18 protein-coding genes are annotated in these 16,988 nt (G+C 61.2%); 9 read left to right on the forward strand and 9 right to left on the reverse strand.

Annotation, left to right across the window (positions count from 1 at the left end; translation table 11 throughout):
• Window positions 1-135: 135 nt before the first annotated feature.
• The gene (locus ACR0JC_RS12510) at window positions 136-816 is read left to right on the forward strand and encodes an FkbM family methyltransferase (RefSeq protein ID WP_170342222.1); all 681 of its coding nucleotides are present in this window, start codon (window positions 136-138) and stop codon (window positions 814-816) included.
• A gap of 63 nt (window positions 817-879) precedes the next feature.
• Here the strand turns inward: ACR0JC_RS12510 and ACR0JC_RS12515 are convergent, their stop codons facing one another.
• The gene (locus ACR0JC_RS12515; protein ID WP_170342223.1) at window positions 880-2,403 is read right to left on the reverse strand and encodes a DUF2125 domain-containing protein; all 1,524 of its coding nucleotides are present in this window, start codon (window positions 2,401-2,403) and stop codon (window positions 880-882) included.
• Window positions 2,404-2,536: 133 nt separating this feature from the next.
• On the opposite strand from ACR0JC_RS12515, the gene ACR0JC_RS12520 reads away from it, so the two are divergent.
• The 3 genes from ACR0JC_RS12520 to ACR0JC_RS12530 are packed head-to-tail and all read left to right on the forward strand — an operon-like array spanning window position 2,537 to window position 4,622.
• Window positions 2,537-3,286 (forward strand): SDR family oxidoreductase, encoded by a 750-nt coding sequence (locus ACR0JC_RS12520; protein WP_170342442.1) that lies wholly within the window; start codon window positions 2,537-2,539, stop codon window positions 3,284-3,286.
• A complete protein-coding gene (locus tag ACR0JC_RS12525) occupies window positions 3,283-3,891 on the forward strand; it encodes an enoyl-CoA hydratase/isomerase family protein (RefSeq protein ID WP_170342225.1) in 609 nt (202 codons plus the stop codon). Before ACR0JC_RS12520 ends, ACR0JC_RS12525 begins: the two co-directional genes overlap by 4 nt.
• Window positions 3,888-4,622, forward strand: coding sequence for a VOC family protein (locus ACR0JC_RS12530; RefSeq protein WP_170342227.1), 735 nt, complete (start codon window positions 3,888-3,890; stop codon window positions 4,620-4,622). Before ACR0JC_RS12525 ends, ACR0JC_RS12530 begins: the two co-directional genes overlap by 4 nt.
• On the opposite strand, the gene ACR0JC_RS12535 is transcribed toward ACR0JC_RS12530, so the two are convergent.
• A complete protein-coding gene (locus ACR0JC_RS12535) occupies window positions 4,623-4,919 on the reverse strand; it encodes an HNH endonuclease (protein WP_170342229.1) in 297 nt (98 codons plus the stop codon).
• Between the two features lie 48 nt (window positions 4,920-4,967).
• On the opposite strand from ACR0JC_RS12535, the gene ACR0JC_RS12540 reads away from it, so the two are divergent.
• Window positions 4,968-6,158 carry a TIGR03862 family flavoprotein gene (locus tag ACR0JC_RS12540; RefSeq protein ID WP_170342231.1) on the forward strand — a complete coding sequence of 397 codons (1,191 nt, stop codon included), beginning with the start codon at window positions 4,968-4,970 and terminating at the stop codon, window positions 6,156-6,158.
• Here ACR0JC_RS12540 and ACR0JC_RS12545 read toward each other — a convergent pair.
• The 5 genes from ACR0JC_RS12545 to ACR0JC_RS12565 form a co-directional block, all read right to left on the reverse strand.
• Window positions 6,155-6,751: a glutathione S-transferase family protein gene (locus ACR0JC_RS12545; RefSeq protein WP_170342233.1), complete on the reverse strand. Its 597-nt coding sequence runs from the start codon at window positions 6,749-6,751 to the stop codon at window positions 6,155-6,157. The genes ACR0JC_RS12540 and ACR0JC_RS12545 overlap by 4 nt on opposite strands.
• 81 nt (window positions 6,752-6,832) lie before the next feature.
• Complete coding sequence (gene holA, locus ACR0JC_RS12550) at window positions 6,833-7,861, reverse strand: DNA polymerase III subunit delta (RefSeq protein WP_170342235.1); 1,029 nt, start codon at window positions 7,859-7,861, stop codon at window positions 6,833-6,835.
• A complete protein-coding gene (lptE, locus tag ACR0JC_RS12555) occupies window positions 7,858-8,358 on the reverse strand; it encodes an LPS assembly lipoprotein LptE (RefSeq protein ID WP_170342238.1) in 501 nt (166 codons plus the stop codon). The genes holA and lptE overlap by 4 nt, the downstream gene beginning before the upstream one ends.
• On the reverse strand, window positions 8,345-10,882 hold the full coding sequence (leuS, locus tag ACR0JC_RS12560; protein ID WP_170342249.1) for a leucine--tRNA ligase: 2,538 nt from the start codon (window positions 10,880-10,882) through the stop codon (window positions 8,345-8,347). Before leuS ends, lptE begins: the two co-directional genes overlap by 14 nt.
• A gap of 72 nt (window positions 10,883-10,954) precedes the next feature.
• Window positions 10,955-11,443: a DUF3576 domain-containing protein gene (locus ACR0JC_RS12565; protein ID WP_170341302.1), complete on the reverse strand. Its 489-nt coding sequence runs from the start codon at window positions 11,441-11,443 to the stop codon at window positions 10,955-10,957.
• 280 nt (window positions 11,444-11,723) lie between these two features.
• Here ACR0JC_RS12565 and ACR0JC_RS12570 point away from each other — a divergent pair, with 280 nt between their 5' ends.
• Window positions 11,724-12,794: a porin gene (locus tag ACR0JC_RS12570; RefSeq protein ID WP_170342443.1), complete on the forward strand. Its 1,071-nt coding sequence runs from the start codon at window positions 11,724-11,726 to the stop codon at window positions 12,792-12,794.
• Between the two features lie 103 nt (window positions 12,795-12,897).
• Complete coding sequence (locus tag ACR0JC_RS12575) at window positions 12,898-13,557, forward strand: YggS family pyridoxal phosphate-dependent enzyme (RefSeq protein ID WP_170342253.1); 660 nt, start codon at window positions 12,898-12,900, stop codon at window positions 13,555-13,557.
• Here the strand turns inward: ACR0JC_RS12575 and ACR0JC_RS12580 are convergent.
• Together ACR0JC_RS12580 and ribA are read right to left on the reverse strand one after the other, a co-directional pair.
• Complete coding sequence (locus tag ACR0JC_RS12580; RefSeq protein ID WP_170342255.1) at window positions 13,541-14,041, reverse strand: L,D-transpeptidase family protein; 501 nt, start codon at window positions 14,039-14,041, stop codon at window positions 13,541-13,543. The genes ACR0JC_RS12575 and ACR0JC_RS12580 overlap by 17 nt on opposite strands.
• Window positions 14,038-15,132, reverse strand: coding sequence for a GTP cyclohydrolase II (gene ribA, locus ACR0JC_RS12585; RefSeq protein WP_170342257.1), 1,095 nt, complete (start codon window positions 15,130-15,132; stop codon window positions 14,038-14,040). The genes ACR0JC_RS12580 and ribA overlap by 4 nt, the downstream gene beginning before the upstream one ends.
• Before the next feature lie 162 nt (window positions 15,133-15,294).
• Here ribA and ACR0JC_RS12590 point away from each other — a divergent pair, with 162 nt between their 5' ends.
• Window positions 15,295-15,981, forward strand: a complete 687-nt coding sequence (locus tag ACR0JC_RS12590) for a response regulator transcription factor (RefSeq protein WP_093964262.1) — start codon at window positions 15,295-15,297, stop codon at window positions 15,979-15,981.
• Between the two features lie 192 nt (window positions 15,982-16,173).
• On the forward strand, window positions 16,174-16,962 hold the full coding sequence (locus ACR0JC_RS12595) for an exodeoxyribonuclease III (RefSeq protein ID WP_170342259.1): 789 nt from the start codon (window positions 16,174-16,176) through the stop codon (window positions 16,960-16,962).
• Window positions 16,963-16,988: the final 26 nt, after the last annotated feature.

The following is a 16,988-nucleotide window of genomic DNA, read 5'->3' on the forward strand; positions in this document are numbered from 1 at the left end:
TTTGCAATTCTCTTCAACTTGTTGAAGCATCCTTTTCGTGGAAGAGCTGGTTGTTGTTCGCACAACCTGCTCATGCGAAGGAACAAGCACTGCCATAAACGAAATATCGGAGTGCCAGTCACAGACAGGAGAAAGATGCAGAAACACCTTACGCTACGCGGTGTCCAGATTCCCGACGACCCTCAAATCATAACCCCCCAAGTTAAACGCTCGATACTCGCTGGAAGATACGAGAGGGACGAGGTTGGGGGGTTGCCGAAGTTCATCCAGGCTGACGACCGCGTTGTTGAGCTTGGTGCGGGTATAGGTTTTATTTCGACCTTTCTGTATACGCAGCTTGGAGTGTCAAAGTTAACCTGTATAGAAGCAAATCCTTCGCTCTGCGAGTTCATCGGTCGTGTTCACAGAGCTAATGACGCAACCGGATTGAACGTACTAAACACGGTGGCAGTAGGGGCCAGTGAAGTTGCGGGAAAATCAAGGTTCTACTTGCGGGAGCCATTCTGGTCGTCGTCACTTGATCCTGAGCCTGAGTACAAAAAGTCAATAGAAGTGGACAAGATTCCTTTGTCCGATGTGCTAAGGGAGACCAGAGCAAATGTTTTGATTGTCGATATTGAAGGGGGCGAAAGAACTCTATTCGATGACATAGATTTGGTAGGTATCCAAAAAATCTACCTAGAAGTGCACACTCGGAAGATCGGGTTGCGCGGCATTCAGTCTTGTTTCGATTCCTTGTCCGCATTGGGGTTCGCATACGATCAAAGAGTTAGTTGCGGCGGGTCAGTTCTGTTCCGCCGCGTTCGAAAACAATAACGTGCAACTGTAGTATACGTGTGAGGCCGCCTTTTTTTGGCGTCCTCACTGAGGAAAAATTTCTTACTTGATCCGTTGACCATTGGCCAAAATCTGGCCGTCCTTGGTGAACTCGATCTTGGAGTTCAGCGTATCGGGCTGGTCGCCAGGAACGGCCATCATCCCCATCATCATGCGCGCGCCCATGGCGTCGTTCTCGGACATGAACCCCATTCCGATCAGCTTGTCGATCAGGGCGTTGGCACCCACCAACTGGAGGTTTGCCTCACCCGCCGGCGCCGGAACGCCTCCGAACTCTTCGGTGTTGGAGTTGTCGAAGGTGAAATCACCGGTGCCGGTCAGCTTGGCACCGACCATCGAGACCAGCAGTTCATTGATTTTGAGCGAATGCAGTTCGGCCGGAACCTCGTCCGAGCCTTCCAATGCTTCGGCAACTTCCGGGTCCAGGAAGTTCAGGAGGACCTTTGCGGTGCCCGTCGCATCCAGCGCGATCGTGGCTGGATCGCGCGGCAAGGCGCCCGCAGGGTCGAACATGCTCCACAGAATGTCGGACATGGTGAAGTCTGTCAGATTCATCGCAAAGCCGAACGGCTCGACCTCTTCGGATGCCTGAATGGGTGCCTCGAGTTTCAGACCGGCCTTCGCCATTGCAATCTCGATGGGAAACGGCAGGTCTGCCGTGGTTACTTCGAGCTTTGCATTGTTCTGTTCGACGTCATACGCCAGACGCTCGGCGTCGATGCTGGCACCGAAGCGGCCACCGTCCGAACTGCTGGCCATCGAGAAAGCCTCGCCCTCGCTGGTGCCTGCGATGCTGGTTTGGCCGGCGCCGTAGGTGAAGGTCCCGTCAAAGGCAAAACCAGCCTCATATGCGCCTTCCACGTCCGCCAGGCTGAAGCCTTCGGGGATTACGTTCTTTCCTTCAAACTCCAGCTGGTCGAGCTTGCCGTTGATGCGGGCATCTTCGCCCGTTTCCGGGTCTTGGAAACTCAGGTCATAGGTCAGGTTTGCCGCGGTGAAATTCTGGTCGACCTTGCGGCCCTCTCCGATCTGCATCCGGGATGCACCGGCCAGGTTGATCATCTCAAAACCCAGATCCAGCGCGTCGTCGGGCATCGCTTCGCCATCGACCATGATGTTGTCGAGCGCCAGCGCCAGCTTGCTGGCAGAGTAGTCATAGGTCATGTCGTCGGGCGACCCCGAAACCAGCATTTTCAACCCGGTCTGCGAGTACAGGATATCCACCGAGAATTCTTCCTCCTCGGCCTGGCCGGATACCGTCATGGGGAAGCTTTCGGGGAATTCGATGCTGACCGTTCCGTCGCCGTTTTCCGTCAGGGTCATTTCCGGAACGACCATGTCGAACGAGCCTTCTCCCTCGGGAAGGTCCATCTTCATGGTCATGTTCGTGATGGTGGTGACGTCGCCAGAGGTGTTCTGCTCGCCCGTGATGGTGTACCCCATGCTGCCCATGTAGGCCTGCCAATCCGACCAGACATCGTTGGCGGACAGATCGGCAAAAGCGCCTTGGGTTGCAACGGCATAGGCCAGCGCGGCACCGCAGCTGCGGCGGAAGAAAACGGACATTAGGGAACCCTTCTCGGTAAAAATTGCGCGCATGGTCGTGGTTGTCGCGGCTGCCGTCAAGGGGCAAGGGCTGGACGATTTCCCCGTTTGCGCGGTACCACTTTACCCGATTTCAATCCAAAAGGATTACAGGATGCATATGAAGGGCAAAACAGTACTGATCACCGGAGCCAGCCGCGGCATCGGCGCCGAAGCAGGGCGCGTATTTGCCGCAGCCGGCGCCAATGTCGCGCTGGTAGCGCGCAGCCATGATCAGATCGATGCATTGGCCGCGGCACTGGGTGAGAACGCCATCGCGCTGTCCTGCGACGTCAGCGATTTTGCGCAGGTGGAACAAGCGGTTGCGGATTGCGCCGACCGCTTTGGCCGCGTGGACGTGCTGATCGGCAATGCGGGTGTGATCGATCCAATCTTTCACCTGTCAAATGCCGATCCAGCAGCCTGGAGCAAGGCCATCGACATCAACCTCAAAGGGGTGTTCCACGGGATGCGCGCGGTTCTGCCGCTGATGCGGGCGGCGGGCAGCGGGACGGTTCTGACCGTTTCCTCCGGAGCCGCCTCGAATCCGGTCGAGGCTTGGAGCCACTACTGCGCGTCCAAGGCCGGGGCGAAAATGCTGACCGAATGTCTGCACCTGGAAGAGGCGCATCACGGCATTCGCGCCATGGGCCTGTCCCCGGGCACGGTGGCGACCGATATGCAGCGGGTCATCAAGGCCAGCGGCATCAACCCGGTCAGCCAGCTGGACTGGGACGATCACATCCCTGCCGACTGGCCCGCACGGGCGCTGCTGTGGATGTGCTCGGAAGATGCGGACGAGTTTCTGGGAACCGAGATTTCGCTGCGCCGTGACGACATTCGCCAGAGGATCGGCCTGACGTGATCGACCTGACCCAGCAGGACGGTCTTTGGACGGTCACGATCAACAACCCCGGCAAGGCCAATGCACTGACCGGGGCCATGTTGTCGGACCTGTTGCAGATCGCCGAAGCGGCCCAAGAGGCGCGCGCCCTGATCCTGACCGGAGCGGGCAAGGTGTTCAGTGCCGGTGCCGATCTGAACGAGGCGCGGGCAGGCCTTGCGACCTCGGGCCTGTGGGAGCGTTTGTCCGGAGCCATCGCGGCGCTGCCCTGCCTGACCGTCGCTGCGTTGAACGGCACCATGGCGGGCGGGGCCAACGGTATGGCATTGGCCTGTGACCTGCGCATCGCGGTGCCCACGGCCAAGGTCTTCTACCCGGTCATGCGGTTGGGGTTCCTGCCGCAGCCATCGGACGTGAAACGCATGCGGGCGCTGATCGGCCCCGCCCGGACCAAGCTGATCCTGATGGCAGGCCAGAAGGTCACGGCGGACGAAGCGCTTGCCTTTGGCCTGGTGGACCGGGTGGTCGCCTCGGAAGATCTGATGCAGACCGCGCGGGACCTGGTTGCCGACAGCCTGGCCGCTGATCCGCAGACGGCGGCCGGTATCGCCGGGATGTGCGGATGAGGATCGCTGCCCTTCGCCTGCGTGTGGCTGATCCCGCACGGCTGGCCGATTTCTACAGGGCAAACTTCGGCATGATCGTGCGTGCCGAGGGAGATGCGCGGCGAGTGGGCTATCCGGGACCCAGCGCCGACCTTCTGCTGTTGCCCGGAGGCGGCGGATACGCCCACGACCGGGGTCAGAGATACTGGAAAATCGGCATCACCTTGCCGGATCTCGACAAAGCTGCGGAATGGCTTCGGCGCGCTGGCATCAACGTTAGCCGTCCGGCCCAGTTTCGAGATATCGGTTACATGTGCCATCTGTCGGACCCCGAAGACTTCTCGATCGAGCTTCTTCAGCATGATTTCGAGGGGAACCGACCCGAAAAGCCGCGGGATGCGACCCCGTTCGGACAGGCCGCCGTGGGCCAGATCACTCTGCGGACCGGCGACATTTCGGCAGAGGATGCGTTTTGCAGGGATTTGGGCCTGCGCCTGCTCTCCATGCAGGACGTGGCCTCGCGCGGGTTTGATCTGCATTTCTATGCCTTCACGACCGAGGTGCCGCCGGACCCTGATCCCTGGGCGGTCGCAAATCGCGAATGGCTGTGGAAACGTCCCTATACCACCTTGGAATACCAGCATATTCCCGATGCGCGGATCGTTCCCGCGCCAGACTTTCTGGGCATCGAGGTCGAGGGCCTGGCTGCAACGGAAACAGACCCGATGGGTGACCCGTTCTTGCCAGCCTGATCAACGGCCGCGGCGTCGGCCCGGGACTTTGGATTGAAATCCAGGCGGACGTTTGCGTACCCAGTCCAGAAATCGGTTCAGCCGGGGATGCGTGCGAAGGCTTTCGACAGTGTTGAAGTCTCGCGCAAGCTCGGCTTCGGTCAGGGTGGCGTGCACCTCCTTGTGGCAGATCTTGTGCAGCAGAACCGTGGGACCGCCCTTGCCACCTTTGAGTTTTGGGATCAGATGGTGCAGGCTGCCGGTCCCGTTCGGGATCGGGCGGTTGCAGAGCGGGCAGATCGGATCGCTGTTCGTCATCACCGGAACACAGTCGCGGCTGAACGCAAGTGAGGCAAGAGGGCAGATATGGCACAGGCAGTGGTGATCGGGGCAGGCCCCGCCGGGCTGATGGCCGCCGAAGAACTTGCCGGGGCCGGGCACAATGTGCTGGTTGCCGAGGCCAAACCCTCGGTGGCCCGCAAATTCCTGATGGCGGGGAAGTCCGGTCTGAACCTGACAAAGGACGAGCCGTTTGACCGCCTGATTTCGGCCTACGGCGATGCGGCGGACTGGTTGCACCCAATGATTGCCGCCTTCGATGCGCAGAGCGTGCAAAGCTGGGCGCGGGACTTGGGTCAAGATCTGTTCACGGGGTCCACAGGGCGGGTATTTCCCAAATCAAAAAAAGCTTCGCCATTGCTGCGCGCCTGGCTGGCGCGGCTGGAAGAGATGCGGGTCGAGATCCGTACCCGTTGGCGCTGGCTGGGTTGGGACGGCCCCGCGCTGGTCTTTGATACGCCGGCAGGTCGGCAGAAAGTGGTTGCTGACGTCACGGTTCTGGCGCTTGGCGGTTCCAGCTGGGCGCGTCTGGGGTCGGATGGCGCCTGGGCGCCGGCTCTGGCCGATGCCGGGGTTTCGCTGTTCCCTTTTGCACCATCGAACGCCGCACTGTCCGTCGAATGGAGCCCCCATATGGCCGCGTATTTCGGTCAGGCGCTGAAATCTGTTCGGTGGCGCGCGGGCGACCTTGCCAGCCGTGGCGAGGCGGTCATTTCAGCCAAAGGCCTGGAAGGGGGCGGTCTTTACCCGCTGACACCCGCGCTGCGGCAGGGTGCTGATCTGTATGTGGACCTCGCGCCGGACCGCACGATTCAGGATCTGTCCAGGCGTTTGTCAAAAGCTGGCCCGAAAACCACTTTGACCCGTTGGTTGAAGAACGGCCTGCGACTGCCGCCGCCAAAGATCGCCTTGTTCCACGAAATGACACATGGGCAGAATCTGCGCCGGGATGATTGGGTCAAGACTTTGAAGGCTTTGCCTGTTCGCAACGCAGGCTTGCGCCCGCTGGACGAAGCCATTTCGACCGCAGGCGGGGTTGCGAGAAGCGGGCTGGACTCGGGGCTGATGCTGAACGCCAAGCCCGGCGTGTTCTGCGCAGGCGAGATGCTGGACTGGGAAGCCCCGACCGGTGGCTATCTGCTGACCGCATGCCTGGCGACAGGTCGTTGGGCGGGGCGCTCGGCCGCAGAATGGGCCGGGCTGCCCCAAGCGGATTAGGCGGATTTGGCCATTTCACCCAGTTTCTTGTAGGCCGGACGCTCGCGAACGCGCTTGCCGTAGGCTTTCAGGCTGTCTGAATTCATCGGGAATCCAGCCGACTTTGCCCAGCTCATGCAGTGAATGCACAGGATGTCCGCGATCGTCATCTGCTCGCCCTGGAGGAATGGCCCTTTGAATCGCTGCCCCATGCGTTGAAAGCTGCGGTCAAACTCCCACTGGGCGGTTTCGACGACCTGTGGAACGCGTTTGTCCTTGGGCAGGATGAACATATGGCGGGCGGCCAGCCACAGCGGAGCATCGAATTCTTCCAACAGCGCGTGCAACAACGAATCCTGCTCGGCCCGTTCCGGGGTGCCGGCGGGGTAGGTGAAGGCCCTGTGCTTGTCCGCCAGATAAGTCATGATCGCCGCGCTGTCCGAAATGACTGCATCACCATCTTGCAGGACAGGAATCTTGCCCGTGCCGTTCAGGTCCAGAACGCGCGGGTCGTGCGGGCCCGCATCGATCCACTCATAGTCCTGCCCCAGTTCCTCCAATAGCCAGATCACCCGAGAGGCACGACTCTGGATGCGCCCGTAGATCTTGTACATGTCATGCTCCTACGTGGTTGCTCTGGCGTCAGGGTGGGGGACTGCGCCGCCGCGTCAAGTCGGACGCACCGTCAGTTCAATTCAGCGTGACCGCGCCAGCATGGCCAGCCGGATCAGAGCGCGCTCGACCAGGGCCATGGCCGGGGCAGTCTGCCCTGCCGACCGGAGAGACAGATCCGTATCCGTCAGCACGGTCAAAGCCGTCTGCAGCTTGTGCGCGCCCCAAGTCTGCGCCTGCCGAAGGATGCGGTCACGCCGCTTGCCATAAACCGGCGGCCGGAGTTTGCCGATCCCTTGCGCTGCGCCACCGGGGTCCGAGGCGCAGGCATAGAGCGTGCGAAAATGGCGGGTCGCGCCGATGCACAGGGACACTGCATTTGTTCCTTGCGCCTGCAACCGCCGGATCAGGGGCCCGATTTCACCGGATCGGCCTTCGGCAACGACGTTGAGAACGTCATCCAGGGCCGCCTCATTGGATTGCGGCGCGCAGGCCTCGATGTCTTCGACGGCAACGTCTGAGGCATCACCGCGTTTGTACAGAGACAGCTTTTCAACGGTTTGCGCAAAGTCGCCCGGGCTGAGTTCGGTGGCCAGATCGCTGAGCACGGACATCGCGTCACGGGGAACGCTCGCAAGTCCGGCTTGGGCCAGAACACGCTCGATCTCCGCGCGCGACGGTGGATCGTCATAGATCCCGACCGCATAGGCGGCCCGATGGCCTTCGAACGCTTTGCGCAGCTTCGAGCTGGCCTTGAGCTGCCCGGCGGTCACAATGATCTGAGCGTCGCCTGGCGCCCAATCCTCGAGCGCGGCGGTGATCGCCGGGGTTGCGGCGTCGGTTGCATCCTCGACGAATACGGCGCGCGCGCCGGGAAAGAACCCGACAGCCTTCACGGCATCCAGCAGAAGGGCAGGATCCGCCCGCAGATCCGAGGCCGGAAGACGGGTCAGGCGCATTTCCTCTTCGGCACCCGGGCCCAACAGCGCGGCCAATACCTGCTGGCGCTTGAGCGCGACGCGCATCGCGTCGGCGCCGTAGATCAACAATCCCGTCTTGTCGGGGTCAGGTTTGGCGAAATACCCCTCGGCGTCGCGCGGGGACAGCTTCATGAAGCCAGGCCCGGTGCGGAATACAGGCGCGTGACGATCTGATCGGACAGGATGACCATCAGCCTCTCTTTGGCATCCCGTTCATCAGCGAGCGTGGAAACGGTGGACCCCGCGGCTGAGTAGCCTACGAAATCGGCCACAGTGCCGGACACAAGGATCTGGCCCGTTTCATTGGATCTCAGCGTATAGCTGGCGCGCCCGTCAATCGAATACCGGTTGGTCTCGTTCGAGGTCGTGATGGCGGCCCCGCGGGTCACCGTAGAGACCTGCACATTCAGGCTGTAATCCTTGGCTGAACTGACGCTGCGCCCGAGGGACTGCTCCAGATTCTGCACCAGAAGGTAGCTTTCGACCGAATCTGGCGCTGACACGGCGACCTTGCCGTATAATTCGCTGCCGGCGCCGCCCGGGGCATAAACCGGCTGGAACCCGCAAGCGGGCGCCACGGTCAACGCCGCCAGCGAAAGCAGCAGGTTTCTGCGGTCAAACAACGACATTCACGATCCGGCCCGGAACAACGATCACCTTTTTCGGAGCAGCGCCATCCAGCGCCTTCTGCACAGCTTCGGTGCTGAGCGCGATTCTTTCAACCTGCGTCTTGTCCAGATCCTTGGGCACGCTGATTTCGGCACGGCGTTTGCCGTTGATCTGGATGGGCAGGGTGACGGTGTCGTCGACCAGCATCGACTCGTCTGCCACCGGCCAGGGCGCCAGCGCCACCAGCCCTTCGCCGCCCAGCATCTGCCACAGTTCTTCGGACAGGTGCGGCGTCATCGGCGACATCAGCTGCGCCAGCGTCTTGGCCGCCTGCCGCTTGGCCTGTGCGCCCGCCTTGGATTTGGCCAGCGTGTTGGTAAAGGCATAGAGCTTGGCGATCGAGGCGTTGAAGCCGAAGGATTCGACTCCGCCGGTCACGTCATGGATGGTCTTGTGCATCTCGCGCAGCAGCGCTTCGTCCTCGGCATTGGCCGGGGCGTCGGATGCGGCGATCTCGGACACGATGCGATGCACGCGGCTGAGGTGCTTGTGTGCGGCCTCGGCGCCGGCGGCCGTCCATTCCACGTCACGCTCGGGCGGCGAATCGGACAGAACGAACCAGCGCGCGGTGTCCGCCCCGAAGGCCGAGATGATGCTGACCGGGTCGACCACGTTCTTCTTCGATTTCGACATCTTGGCCGAGGGGATGATCTCGACAGGCTCGCCCGTCGCCTTCAGCTTGCCGTCCTCGACCTCTTCGGGAAGGTGATAGACCGGGCGGCCCTTGTCGTCGCGGGTCTGATAGATTTCATGGGTGACCATGCCCTGTGTGAACAGGGCGTCGAACGGCTCGATCGCCTTTTTCGGCAGATGCCCCGTCAGATGCATGGCCCGGGCGAAGAACCGCGAATACAGCAGGTGCAGGATCGCGTGTTCGATGCCGCCGATATACTGGTCCACGTTCATCCAGTACCCGGCTTCGGCCAGATCGGTCGGCGTTTCCGCCCGCGGGGCGGTGAAACGGGCGAAATACCACGACGAATCGACAAACGTGTCCATCGTGTCGGTTTCGCGCCTGGCCGGTTTGCCGCAGGACGGGCACGCACAGTCCCGCCAGGTCGGGTGACGATCCAGCGGATTGCCCGGTTTGTCGAAGGTGACATCGTCGGGCAGGCGAATCGGCAGGTTTTCCTTCTTTTCGGGCACCACGCCGCAATCGTCGCAATGCACCACCGGGATCGGACAGCCCCAATAGCGCTGGCGCGACAGGCCCCAGTCGCGCAGGCGGTACTTGGTCACGCCCTTGCCCCAGCCGGCCTTCTCGGCAAAGTCGATGGTCGCGTCGATCGCCTCTTGCCCTGTGGCCTCGGTTAGGCCGGCGAAATGGTTGACCCAGCGCACTTTCTGCTCTTTCGGCGGGACGAAAGCGATCTTGTCCACCGGCGTGTCGTCATCCAGGGCAAAGAAGGTGTCGATCACCGGCAGGTCGTATTTGCGGCAGAAATCCAGGTCGCGCTGGTCATGCGCGGGGCAGGCGAAGATCGCGCCGGTGCCGTAATCCATAAGGATGAAATTCGCGATCCAGACCGGCAGTTCCCAGTTCGGGTCCAGCGGGTGTTTGACGCGGATGCCGGTGTCGAAACCCAGCTTCTCGCCGGTCTCGATGGCCTCTTCCGTGGTGCCACCCTTGCGGCATTCCGCAACGAATTCAGCAACTTCGGGGTTCTCGGCCTCAAGCTGCTTGGCTATCGGGTGATCGGGCGAGATACCCACGAAAGACGCCCCCAACAGCGTGTCCGGCCGCGTGGTGTAGACGGTGATGGGTGCACTGCCGTCGGTGCGCTCGAAGGAAAACTCCAGACCGCGTGACTTGCCGATCCAGTTTTCCTGCATCAGCCGCACCTTGGCGGGCCAGTTGTCGAGCGTATCCAGCGCATCAAGAAGCTCTTCCGAGAACTCGGAGATCTTGAAGAACCACTGGGTCAGCTCGCGCCGCTCGACCAATGCGCCCGAGCGCCAGCCGCGGCCGCTTTCCACCTGTTCGTTGGCCAGCACGGTCATGTCCACCGGGTCCCAGTTGACCACGGCGTTCTTGCGATAGACCAGGCCCGCATCCAGCATGTCGAGGAACAGCGCCTGCTGCTGGCCGTAATATTCCGGGTCGCAGGTCGCGAATTCGCGCGACCAGTCGATCGACAGGCCCAGCGGCTTCATCTGCGCGCGCATGTCGGCGATGTTGCCATAGGTCCAGTCCTTGGGATGGCCGCCGATGGCCATGGCCGCGTTTTCCGCCGGCATCCCGAAAGCATCCCAGCCCATCGGGTGCAGAACGTTGTGCCCGGTGCTCAGCTTGTGGCGCGCGATCACGTCACCCATGGTGTAGTTGCGCACATGCCCCATGTGGATGCGCCCCGACGGATAGGGGAACATTTCCAGCACATAGTATTTCGGCTTGTCCGCCGTCCGTTTGGCGGTGAAGATCCCGGCCTTGTCCCAGGCCTCTTGCCATTTTGCTTCGATTTCGTTGGCCGAGTAACGCGACATCATGCGGTCCTTCGTGAATGAAAACGCCGGGCAGGGGCCCGGCGTGGTAATATTGTGATTTTCTGCGGGTTGCTAGAGCTTGTTGTCCGCGATCCGCAGCTGGCGCGCCCGCGAAAGAATCGCATCTTCGACCGCACGCGTGGTCGCCGCGCTGACCGGAGCGCCTCCGCTGGTCTGCAGAGCCACCGACAGGGACCGCGCCGCCAGGGCCGGATCACTGATGTGCACGGTTGCCCGATAGGACCGCCCACCGCCCGGCGGTTTGCCGTAACCCGTTATGATAACGCCGGTAAACGGATCCACCTCCTGCACCGGCAGGAAGCTGAGCACATCCAGCGACGCCGCCCACAGGTACCGGTTGACCTGGGTGACCTGTTCCGAGTTGTTGGGGCCGAACACATCCCAGATGGTCGAACGATTCGGATCGTTGAGCTCGCGGGCCTCGGACGAGCTGCCGTCGGCGGATAGAACATTGGGGTTGGGCGACGTGCTCCGATTCTGTCCGCACGCAGAAACGGAGGCAGTCAAAACGGTCAAACCCAAAATCGTCAGCAGGCGCATCGTCGGCAGGTCCTGTTTTCACATGTTTTGCTTTGCTAGGAGATACTCCTAGACAACGTACTGTGCTGCAACAACCCCATTCTTGGCTTACGTACCGGTGCCGCTGAAATATCGGGGTGAATTCGACTGTGGCATCCTTGCACCAATTTGGGGCCAAAGAACCGAAGCTGTCCAAGGCACGCTTGCGCAACAGGGGCAAAAAGAGCGAAACGGTCTGCGTGCTGAGACATATGCAGCAGGTATGTGTCGAGTAGAAATTATTGAAACCGAGGGAAACAAGATGAAAAAAGTTCTCTTCGCATCGACCGCACTGATCGCAACCGCATCGGTTGCCGCGGCCGAAGTTAAGTTCAGCGGTTATGGCCGCTTTGGTATCGGTTACCTGGAAGACCGTACCGGCGTTGTGACCAACTTCAACACCGGCGTGACCACGACCACGACCACCACTTCCGGTACTACGACCAACCAGAACCAGAACACTGGTCAGACCACCACCAACACCACGACCGTTTCGACCGACGAAACCATCCTGGTCTCGCGCTTCCGCCTGAACATCGACGGCATCGCGGAAACCGACGGTGGCGTCCGCTTTGAAGCACGTGTTCGTCTGCAGGCTGACGAAAACGCCGGCAACGGCGAAGCAAACGCAGCCGGCCTGAACGGCGCTCGCTTCTCGGTCATCTACGGTGGTCTGCGTGTTGACGCCGGCAACGTTGCTGGTTCGTTCGACAACTTGGCAAACTACTACGGTAACGAGCCGGGTCTGGAAAACTTCATCGGCCAGTACTCGGGCGTTGACTACAGCTTCCTGGGCTACTCGTCGACCGGTGCAGGTTCGAACGCTGTGTTCTTCCAGTACGCAGTTGGTGACTTCGCCTTCGGCGCATCGTACGACCAGGCAACCTTTGGCCTGAACGGTGTTGCAGACAGCGCAGACCGCTGGGACATCAGCTTCACCTACAGCTTCAACAACTTCACCGCAGCTGTTGCTTATGGTGAAACCAGCGCCATCGGCGACGTTGTTGAGAAGCAGAGCCTGGCAGTTCTGACCCTGGGTGCTGAATTCGGCGACTTCTCGGGCACCATCTTCGTCGCAGACGATGACGTTGCAGACGAGGACCTGAACGGTACCGCATACGGTCTGTCGGCAGCCTACAACGTTGGCGCTGCAACCACCCTGACCTTCGCTTACGGCGACGGTTCGGCTGACAACGACACCCAGCAGTACGGCATTGGCGCCATCTACGACCTGGGCGGCGGTGCATCGCTGCGCGGTGGTATCGGCCAGTCGAAAGCCGGTGACGGCGACAGCCGCCTGCGCGCTGACTTCGGTGCTCAGTTCAACTTCTAAGTTGATCTGAACCGCAAGGTTTGAGGGCGGGTCTTCGGACCCGCCCTTTTCTTTTGTCCCGACATGGTGTTTTTCTGCGGACAAATGGAAACAGAGGGAATCCATGTCGCTGCAAGAAATCACCGCCCGCATCGCCAAGGCCGAAGCCGCAGCCGGCCGCCCCAAGGGCTCGGTCCGGCTAATTGCCGTATCCAAGGTGCAGCCCAACGATCGGGTCGAGGCCGTGTTGAAGCAGGGTCACCGGTGTTTTGGTGAAAACCGGGTGCAGGAGGCCGCCGGCAAGTGGCCCGCCTTCCGTGAAAGCTATCCCGATATTGATCTGCATCTGATTGGTCCGCTGCAAACCAACAAGGCGCGGCAGGCGATGGAACTGTGCAACGCGATCCACTCGGTCGACCGTCCCAAACTGGCCAAAACCCTTGCGCGGCTGGCGCAAGAGGTGGGGCAGTGTCCTGATCTATTCATTCAGGTGAATACCGGCGAAGAGGCCCAGAAAGCCGGGGTTATGCCCGCCGAGGCCGATGATTTTGTCGCCGAATGTCGATCAATTGACCTGCCGGTGCGTGGGTTGATGTGTATTCCGCCCGTCGACGAGGAGCCTGCGCTGCATTTTGCTTTGCTGGCCAAGATCGCGGGCAGGAACGGGCTGGATGGCCTGTCCATGGGGATGAGCAGCGATTTTGAAACGGCGATTGCGCTGGGTGCAACTCATGTCCGGGTGGGGTCGGCCATTTTTGGTGACCGGGTCAAACCCGAGGAATGATGATCCGGGTTCCGGGTGCGACGCGCCGCGCGATCCAGTGCAGATGGTCGCGCTGGAACGCCACGCAACCTTCGGTCGGATAACCCGGTCTGCGCCACTGATGCAGAAAGATCGCTGATCCGCTGCCCGGTGTGGCAACGGGCCAATTCCAATCGGTAATCAGCACCAGATCGTACAGCGGGTCAGCCCGACGCAGGCGTTCGTGACTGCCTGGATAGGGCGACCGAACGTGTTGGTTGTAGTCCTGATCCCTTTCGTCATCCGACCACAGATCGCCCGGCCCGATGGGCAAAGCCCACGGGACGGGCGGCGCAATCCGATCCGGACGGTACAGCATCCCGACAATGTGGTGGTGCCCTGTGGGGGTGGCCCCGTCGCCCTCGCGCTTGTGGTTGCTCAGGCCACCTTTGCCGACGGTGCAGGGAAACCTGCGGCCGAAGAACCGCACTCCGGTCGGCGTTACCACCAGATCAAGAGGGCTCACAGCAGGTGGCCCGATTTCGAGGCCTTGGTCGCCAGATAGGCCCGGTTGTGGGCAGTTTCCCCGACCTTCAACGGCACACGCTCGGTAACGGCAATCCCGGTCCGTTCCATCATTGCGATCTTCGCCGGGTTGTTGGTCAGCAACCGGACCGAACTGAACCCGAGCGATTTCAGGATGTCCGATCCCAGGCGGAAGTCGCGTTCGTCATCTTCAAACCCAAGCCGGTGGTTGGCCTCGACCGTGTCGAAGCCCTGATCCTGCAGGAAATAGGCGCGCATCTTGTTGGCCAAGCCGATCCCGCGACCTTCCTGGTTGAGATACAGCAGAACGCCATGCCCCTCGGCCCCCATCTGGGCCAGGGCACCGCGCAGTTGCGGGCCGCAGTCGCATTTCAGGCTGCCCATCAGATCACCGGTAAAACAGGCCGAATGCAACCGAGCCAAAACAGGTTTCGAGCGATCCGGGCGGCCGATTTCGATGGCATAGTGCTCCTCGCCACCGTCCTCTGGGCGGAAGACGTGCAGACGACCGGCCTCGGACACCTCCATCGGCAGGCGCGCGGCCACCACCTCGTGCAAGGGGCTGCGATCGGCCAGATGCGGCGCGGCGCGTGTGTGGTCGATGCAGGTCAGTCCGTGTGTCGCTGCAAAGGCCCGGCCGTTTTCGACCGCAACCACCACCGCGGCGGGCAGCAGGCGGGCGGATTTGCTCAGTGCGATTGCGATGCGATGCAGGTGTGCATTGCCCTGGCGCTGAGTCATTAAGGGCCCCTTCATCGGGGCATTCAGGTCATCGGACGGGTCTGCAACCGCCTGCACCCACCCCAGATCAGCCTCGGCCGGAATCACGACCCGAGCAAGATCACCGTCATAGGCGCGGGCTTTGAGCGTTTCGGCCCGTCGTCCTGTGATGGCAACCACAGGCGTGTCGCCCAGCCCCCTCAGGTCCGCCAGACGCTGCGGGTTGAGTGTCTCTACGGCGACGGCGACAACGCTGAGATCCCCGTCATCCGTCAGCACGACCGGAACGCCCATCCGAAGGTCGGCACGCGCCCGGGCCAGCAACTCGGTGATGTCTGGAATGAGACTCATTGATGTTATCCTGTAACGTTCGACCCTCGTCCTAGCCCGTTCGAAAGGAAATGTGAAACATTTCCGGCCCAACAGACACGAGGGCGTGAGAGCATTGCAGCAAAACTTGTTGATTGCATCTTCCACGCTCAAGTGTTGCAAAAGGTTTAGGAGGACCGGGACATGGCGCAACTCAAGAAAATCCTGCTGGTCGATGACGATGAAGACCTGCGCGAGGCGCTGAGCGAGCAGTTGGTGATGACCGAGGACTTTGATGTATTCGAAGCCTCCGACGGCCAATCCGCGATGGAGCGTGCGCGCGAAGCCATCTATGACCTTGTGATCCTGGATGTGGGTTTGCCCGACACAGATGGGCGCGAGCTGTGCCGCCTGATGCGCAAGCAGGGGGTCAAAAGCCCGATCCTGATGCTGACCGGCCATGACAGCGACGCAGATACGATCCTGGGTTTGGACGCGGGCGCCAACGACTATGTCTCAAAGCCGTTCAAGTTCCCGGTGCTTCTGGCCCGGATCCGCGCGCAGCTGCGCCAGCATGAACAATCCGAGGACGCGGTTTTTGTCCTTGGGCCCTATACCTTCAAACCCGCGATGAAGATGTTGATCACCGAGGACGACCGCAAGATTCGGCTGACCGAGAAGGAAACCAACATTCTCAAATTCCTGTATCGATCGACCGACGGCGTGGTGGCGCGCGATGTGCTGCTGCACGAGGTCTGGGGCTACAACGCCGGTGTGACCACACATACGCTGGAAACGCACATCTACCGCCTGCGTCAGAAAATCGAGCCCGATCCCTCCAATGCGCGCCTTTTGGTCACAGAATCTGGTGGATATCGACTGGTGTCGTAACCATAGGTGGATTGATGTGGATCAAAGTGATACTCTGCAAGCATCTTTAGGATAATCCCATCCCGTGCATGTCCGGGTCATGACATGTACCTCCCTGTTGGACTGCCGGGCCTTTGGCCCGGCTTTTTTTCGGATGGCACCCCGGCACCTGCCGCGCTAGTTTGCCCGAGTCGCGACAAGGGAACCCCGATCATGCCTTTCACTTTGGCCACCTGGAACATCAATTCCGTTCGCCTGCGCGAGCCGATCGTGCTGAAGCTGCTGCAGGAAGAAGCGCCGGACGTGCTGTGCCTGCAAGAATGCAAATCGCCGGTCGACAAGATCCCGACCGAGGGATTCGCGGAACTGGGCTACACCCACATGATCGCCCGCGGTCAAAAGGGCTATAACGGCGTGGCCATCCTGTCGCGCCTGCCGATCACGGACCTGGGCGATCAGGACTTTGCCGGGCTGGGCCATGCCCGGCATGTGGCGGGGCAACTGGAAAACGGGGTGATCATCCACAATTTCTACGTCCCGGCAGGCGGCGACGTTCCCGATCGCGAGGTGAACGAGAAATTTGGCCAGAAGCTGGATTACCTGACCGACATGCGCGACTGGTTCCACGCTGAAAAGCCGCAGAAATCCATTCTGGTCGGTGACCTGAACATCGCCCCTCGCGAGGATGACGTGTGGTCGCACAAGCAACTGCTCAAGGTCGTGTCGCACACGCCGATCGAGGTCGAGCAACTGGCCGAGACGCAGGATGCGGGCGGCTGGGTCGATATCACCCGGCAGGACATCCCCGAGGGACAGCTCTACAGCTGGTGGTCCTATCGCGCCCGCGACTGGGATGCGGCTGACAAAGGGCGGCGCCTGGATCATGTCTGGGCGACGCCTGATATCTCGAACGCCGGCCATTCCAGCCGCATCCTGCGTGACGCGCGCGGCTGGGAGAAGCCCAGCGACCACGCGCCCGTCTTTGCCAGTTTCGATCTTTGATCGGTGCGGGTTTCCGCAACTCGGCC

It is taken from the genome of Ruegeria sp. CH5, assembly GCF_056537025.1.

Bases quoted from the DNA above. Each gene is read 5' to 3' on its own strand.
- ACR0JC_RS12540 (WP_170342231.1), top strand. From the start codon at position 4,968: ATGGCACAGGCAGTGGTGATCGGGGCAGGCCCCGCCGGGCTGATGGCC.
- ACR0JC_RS12595 (WP_170342259.1), top strand. From the start codon at position 16,174: ATGCCTTTCACTTTGGCCACCTGGAACATCAATTCCGTTCGCCTGCGC.
- ACR0JC_RS12520 (WP_170342442.1), top strand. From the start codon at position 2,537: ATGCATATGAAGGGCAAAACAGTACTGATCACCGGAGCCAGCCGCGGC.
- ACR0JC_RS12570 (WP_170342443.1), top strand. From the start codon at position 11,724: ATGAAAAAAGTTCTCTTCGCATCGACCGCACTGATCGCAACCGCATCG.
- holA (WP_170342235.1), bottom strand. From the start codon at position 7,861: ATGAAGCTGTCCCCGCGCGACGCCGAGGGGTATTTCGCCAAACCTGAC.
- ACR0JC_RS12590 (WP_093964262.1), top strand. From the start codon at position 15,295: ATGGCGCAACTCAAGAAAATCCTGCTGGTCGATGACGATGAAGACCTG.
- ACR0JC_RS12575 (WP_170342253.1), top strand. From the start codon at position 12,898: ATGTCGCTGCAAGAAATCACCGCCCGCATCGCCAAGGCCGAAGCCGCA.
- ACR0JC_RS12510 (WP_170342222.1), top strand. From the start codon at position 136: ATGCAGAAACACCTTACGCTACGCGGTGTCCAGATTCCCGACGACCCT.
- ACR0JC_RS12565 (WP_170341302.1), bottom strand. From the start codon at position 11,443: ATGCGCCTGCTGACGATTTTGGGTTTGACCGTTTTGACTGCCTCCGTT.
- ACR0JC_RS12530 (WP_170342227.1), top strand. From the start codon at position 3,888: ATGAGGATCGCTGCCCTTCGCCTGCGTGTGGCTGATCCCGCACGGCTG.
- lptE (WP_170342238.1), bottom strand. From the start codon at position 8,358: ATGTCGTTGTTTGACCGCAGAAACCTGCTGCTTTCGCTGGCGGCGTTG.
- ACR0JC_RS12545 (WP_170342233.1), bottom strand. From the start codon at position 6,751: ATGTACAAGATCTACGGGCGCATCCAGAGTCGTGCCTCTCGGGTGATC.
- ACR0JC_RS12515 (WP_170342223.1), bottom strand. From the start codon at position 2,403: ATGTCCGTTTTCTTCCGCCGCAGCTGCGGTGCCGCGCTGGCCTATGCC.
- ribA (WP_170342257.1), bottom strand. From the start codon at position 15,132: ATGAGTCTCATTCCAGACATCACCGAGTTGCTGGCCCGGGCGCGTGCC.
- ACR0JC_RS12535 (WP_170342229.1), bottom strand. From the start codon at position 4,919: ATGACGAACAGCGATCCGATCTGCCCGCTCTGCAACCGCCCGATCCCG.
- leuS (WP_170342249.1), bottom strand. From the start codon at position 10,882: ATGTCGCGTTACTCGGCCAACGAAATCGAAGCAAAATGGCAAGAGGCC.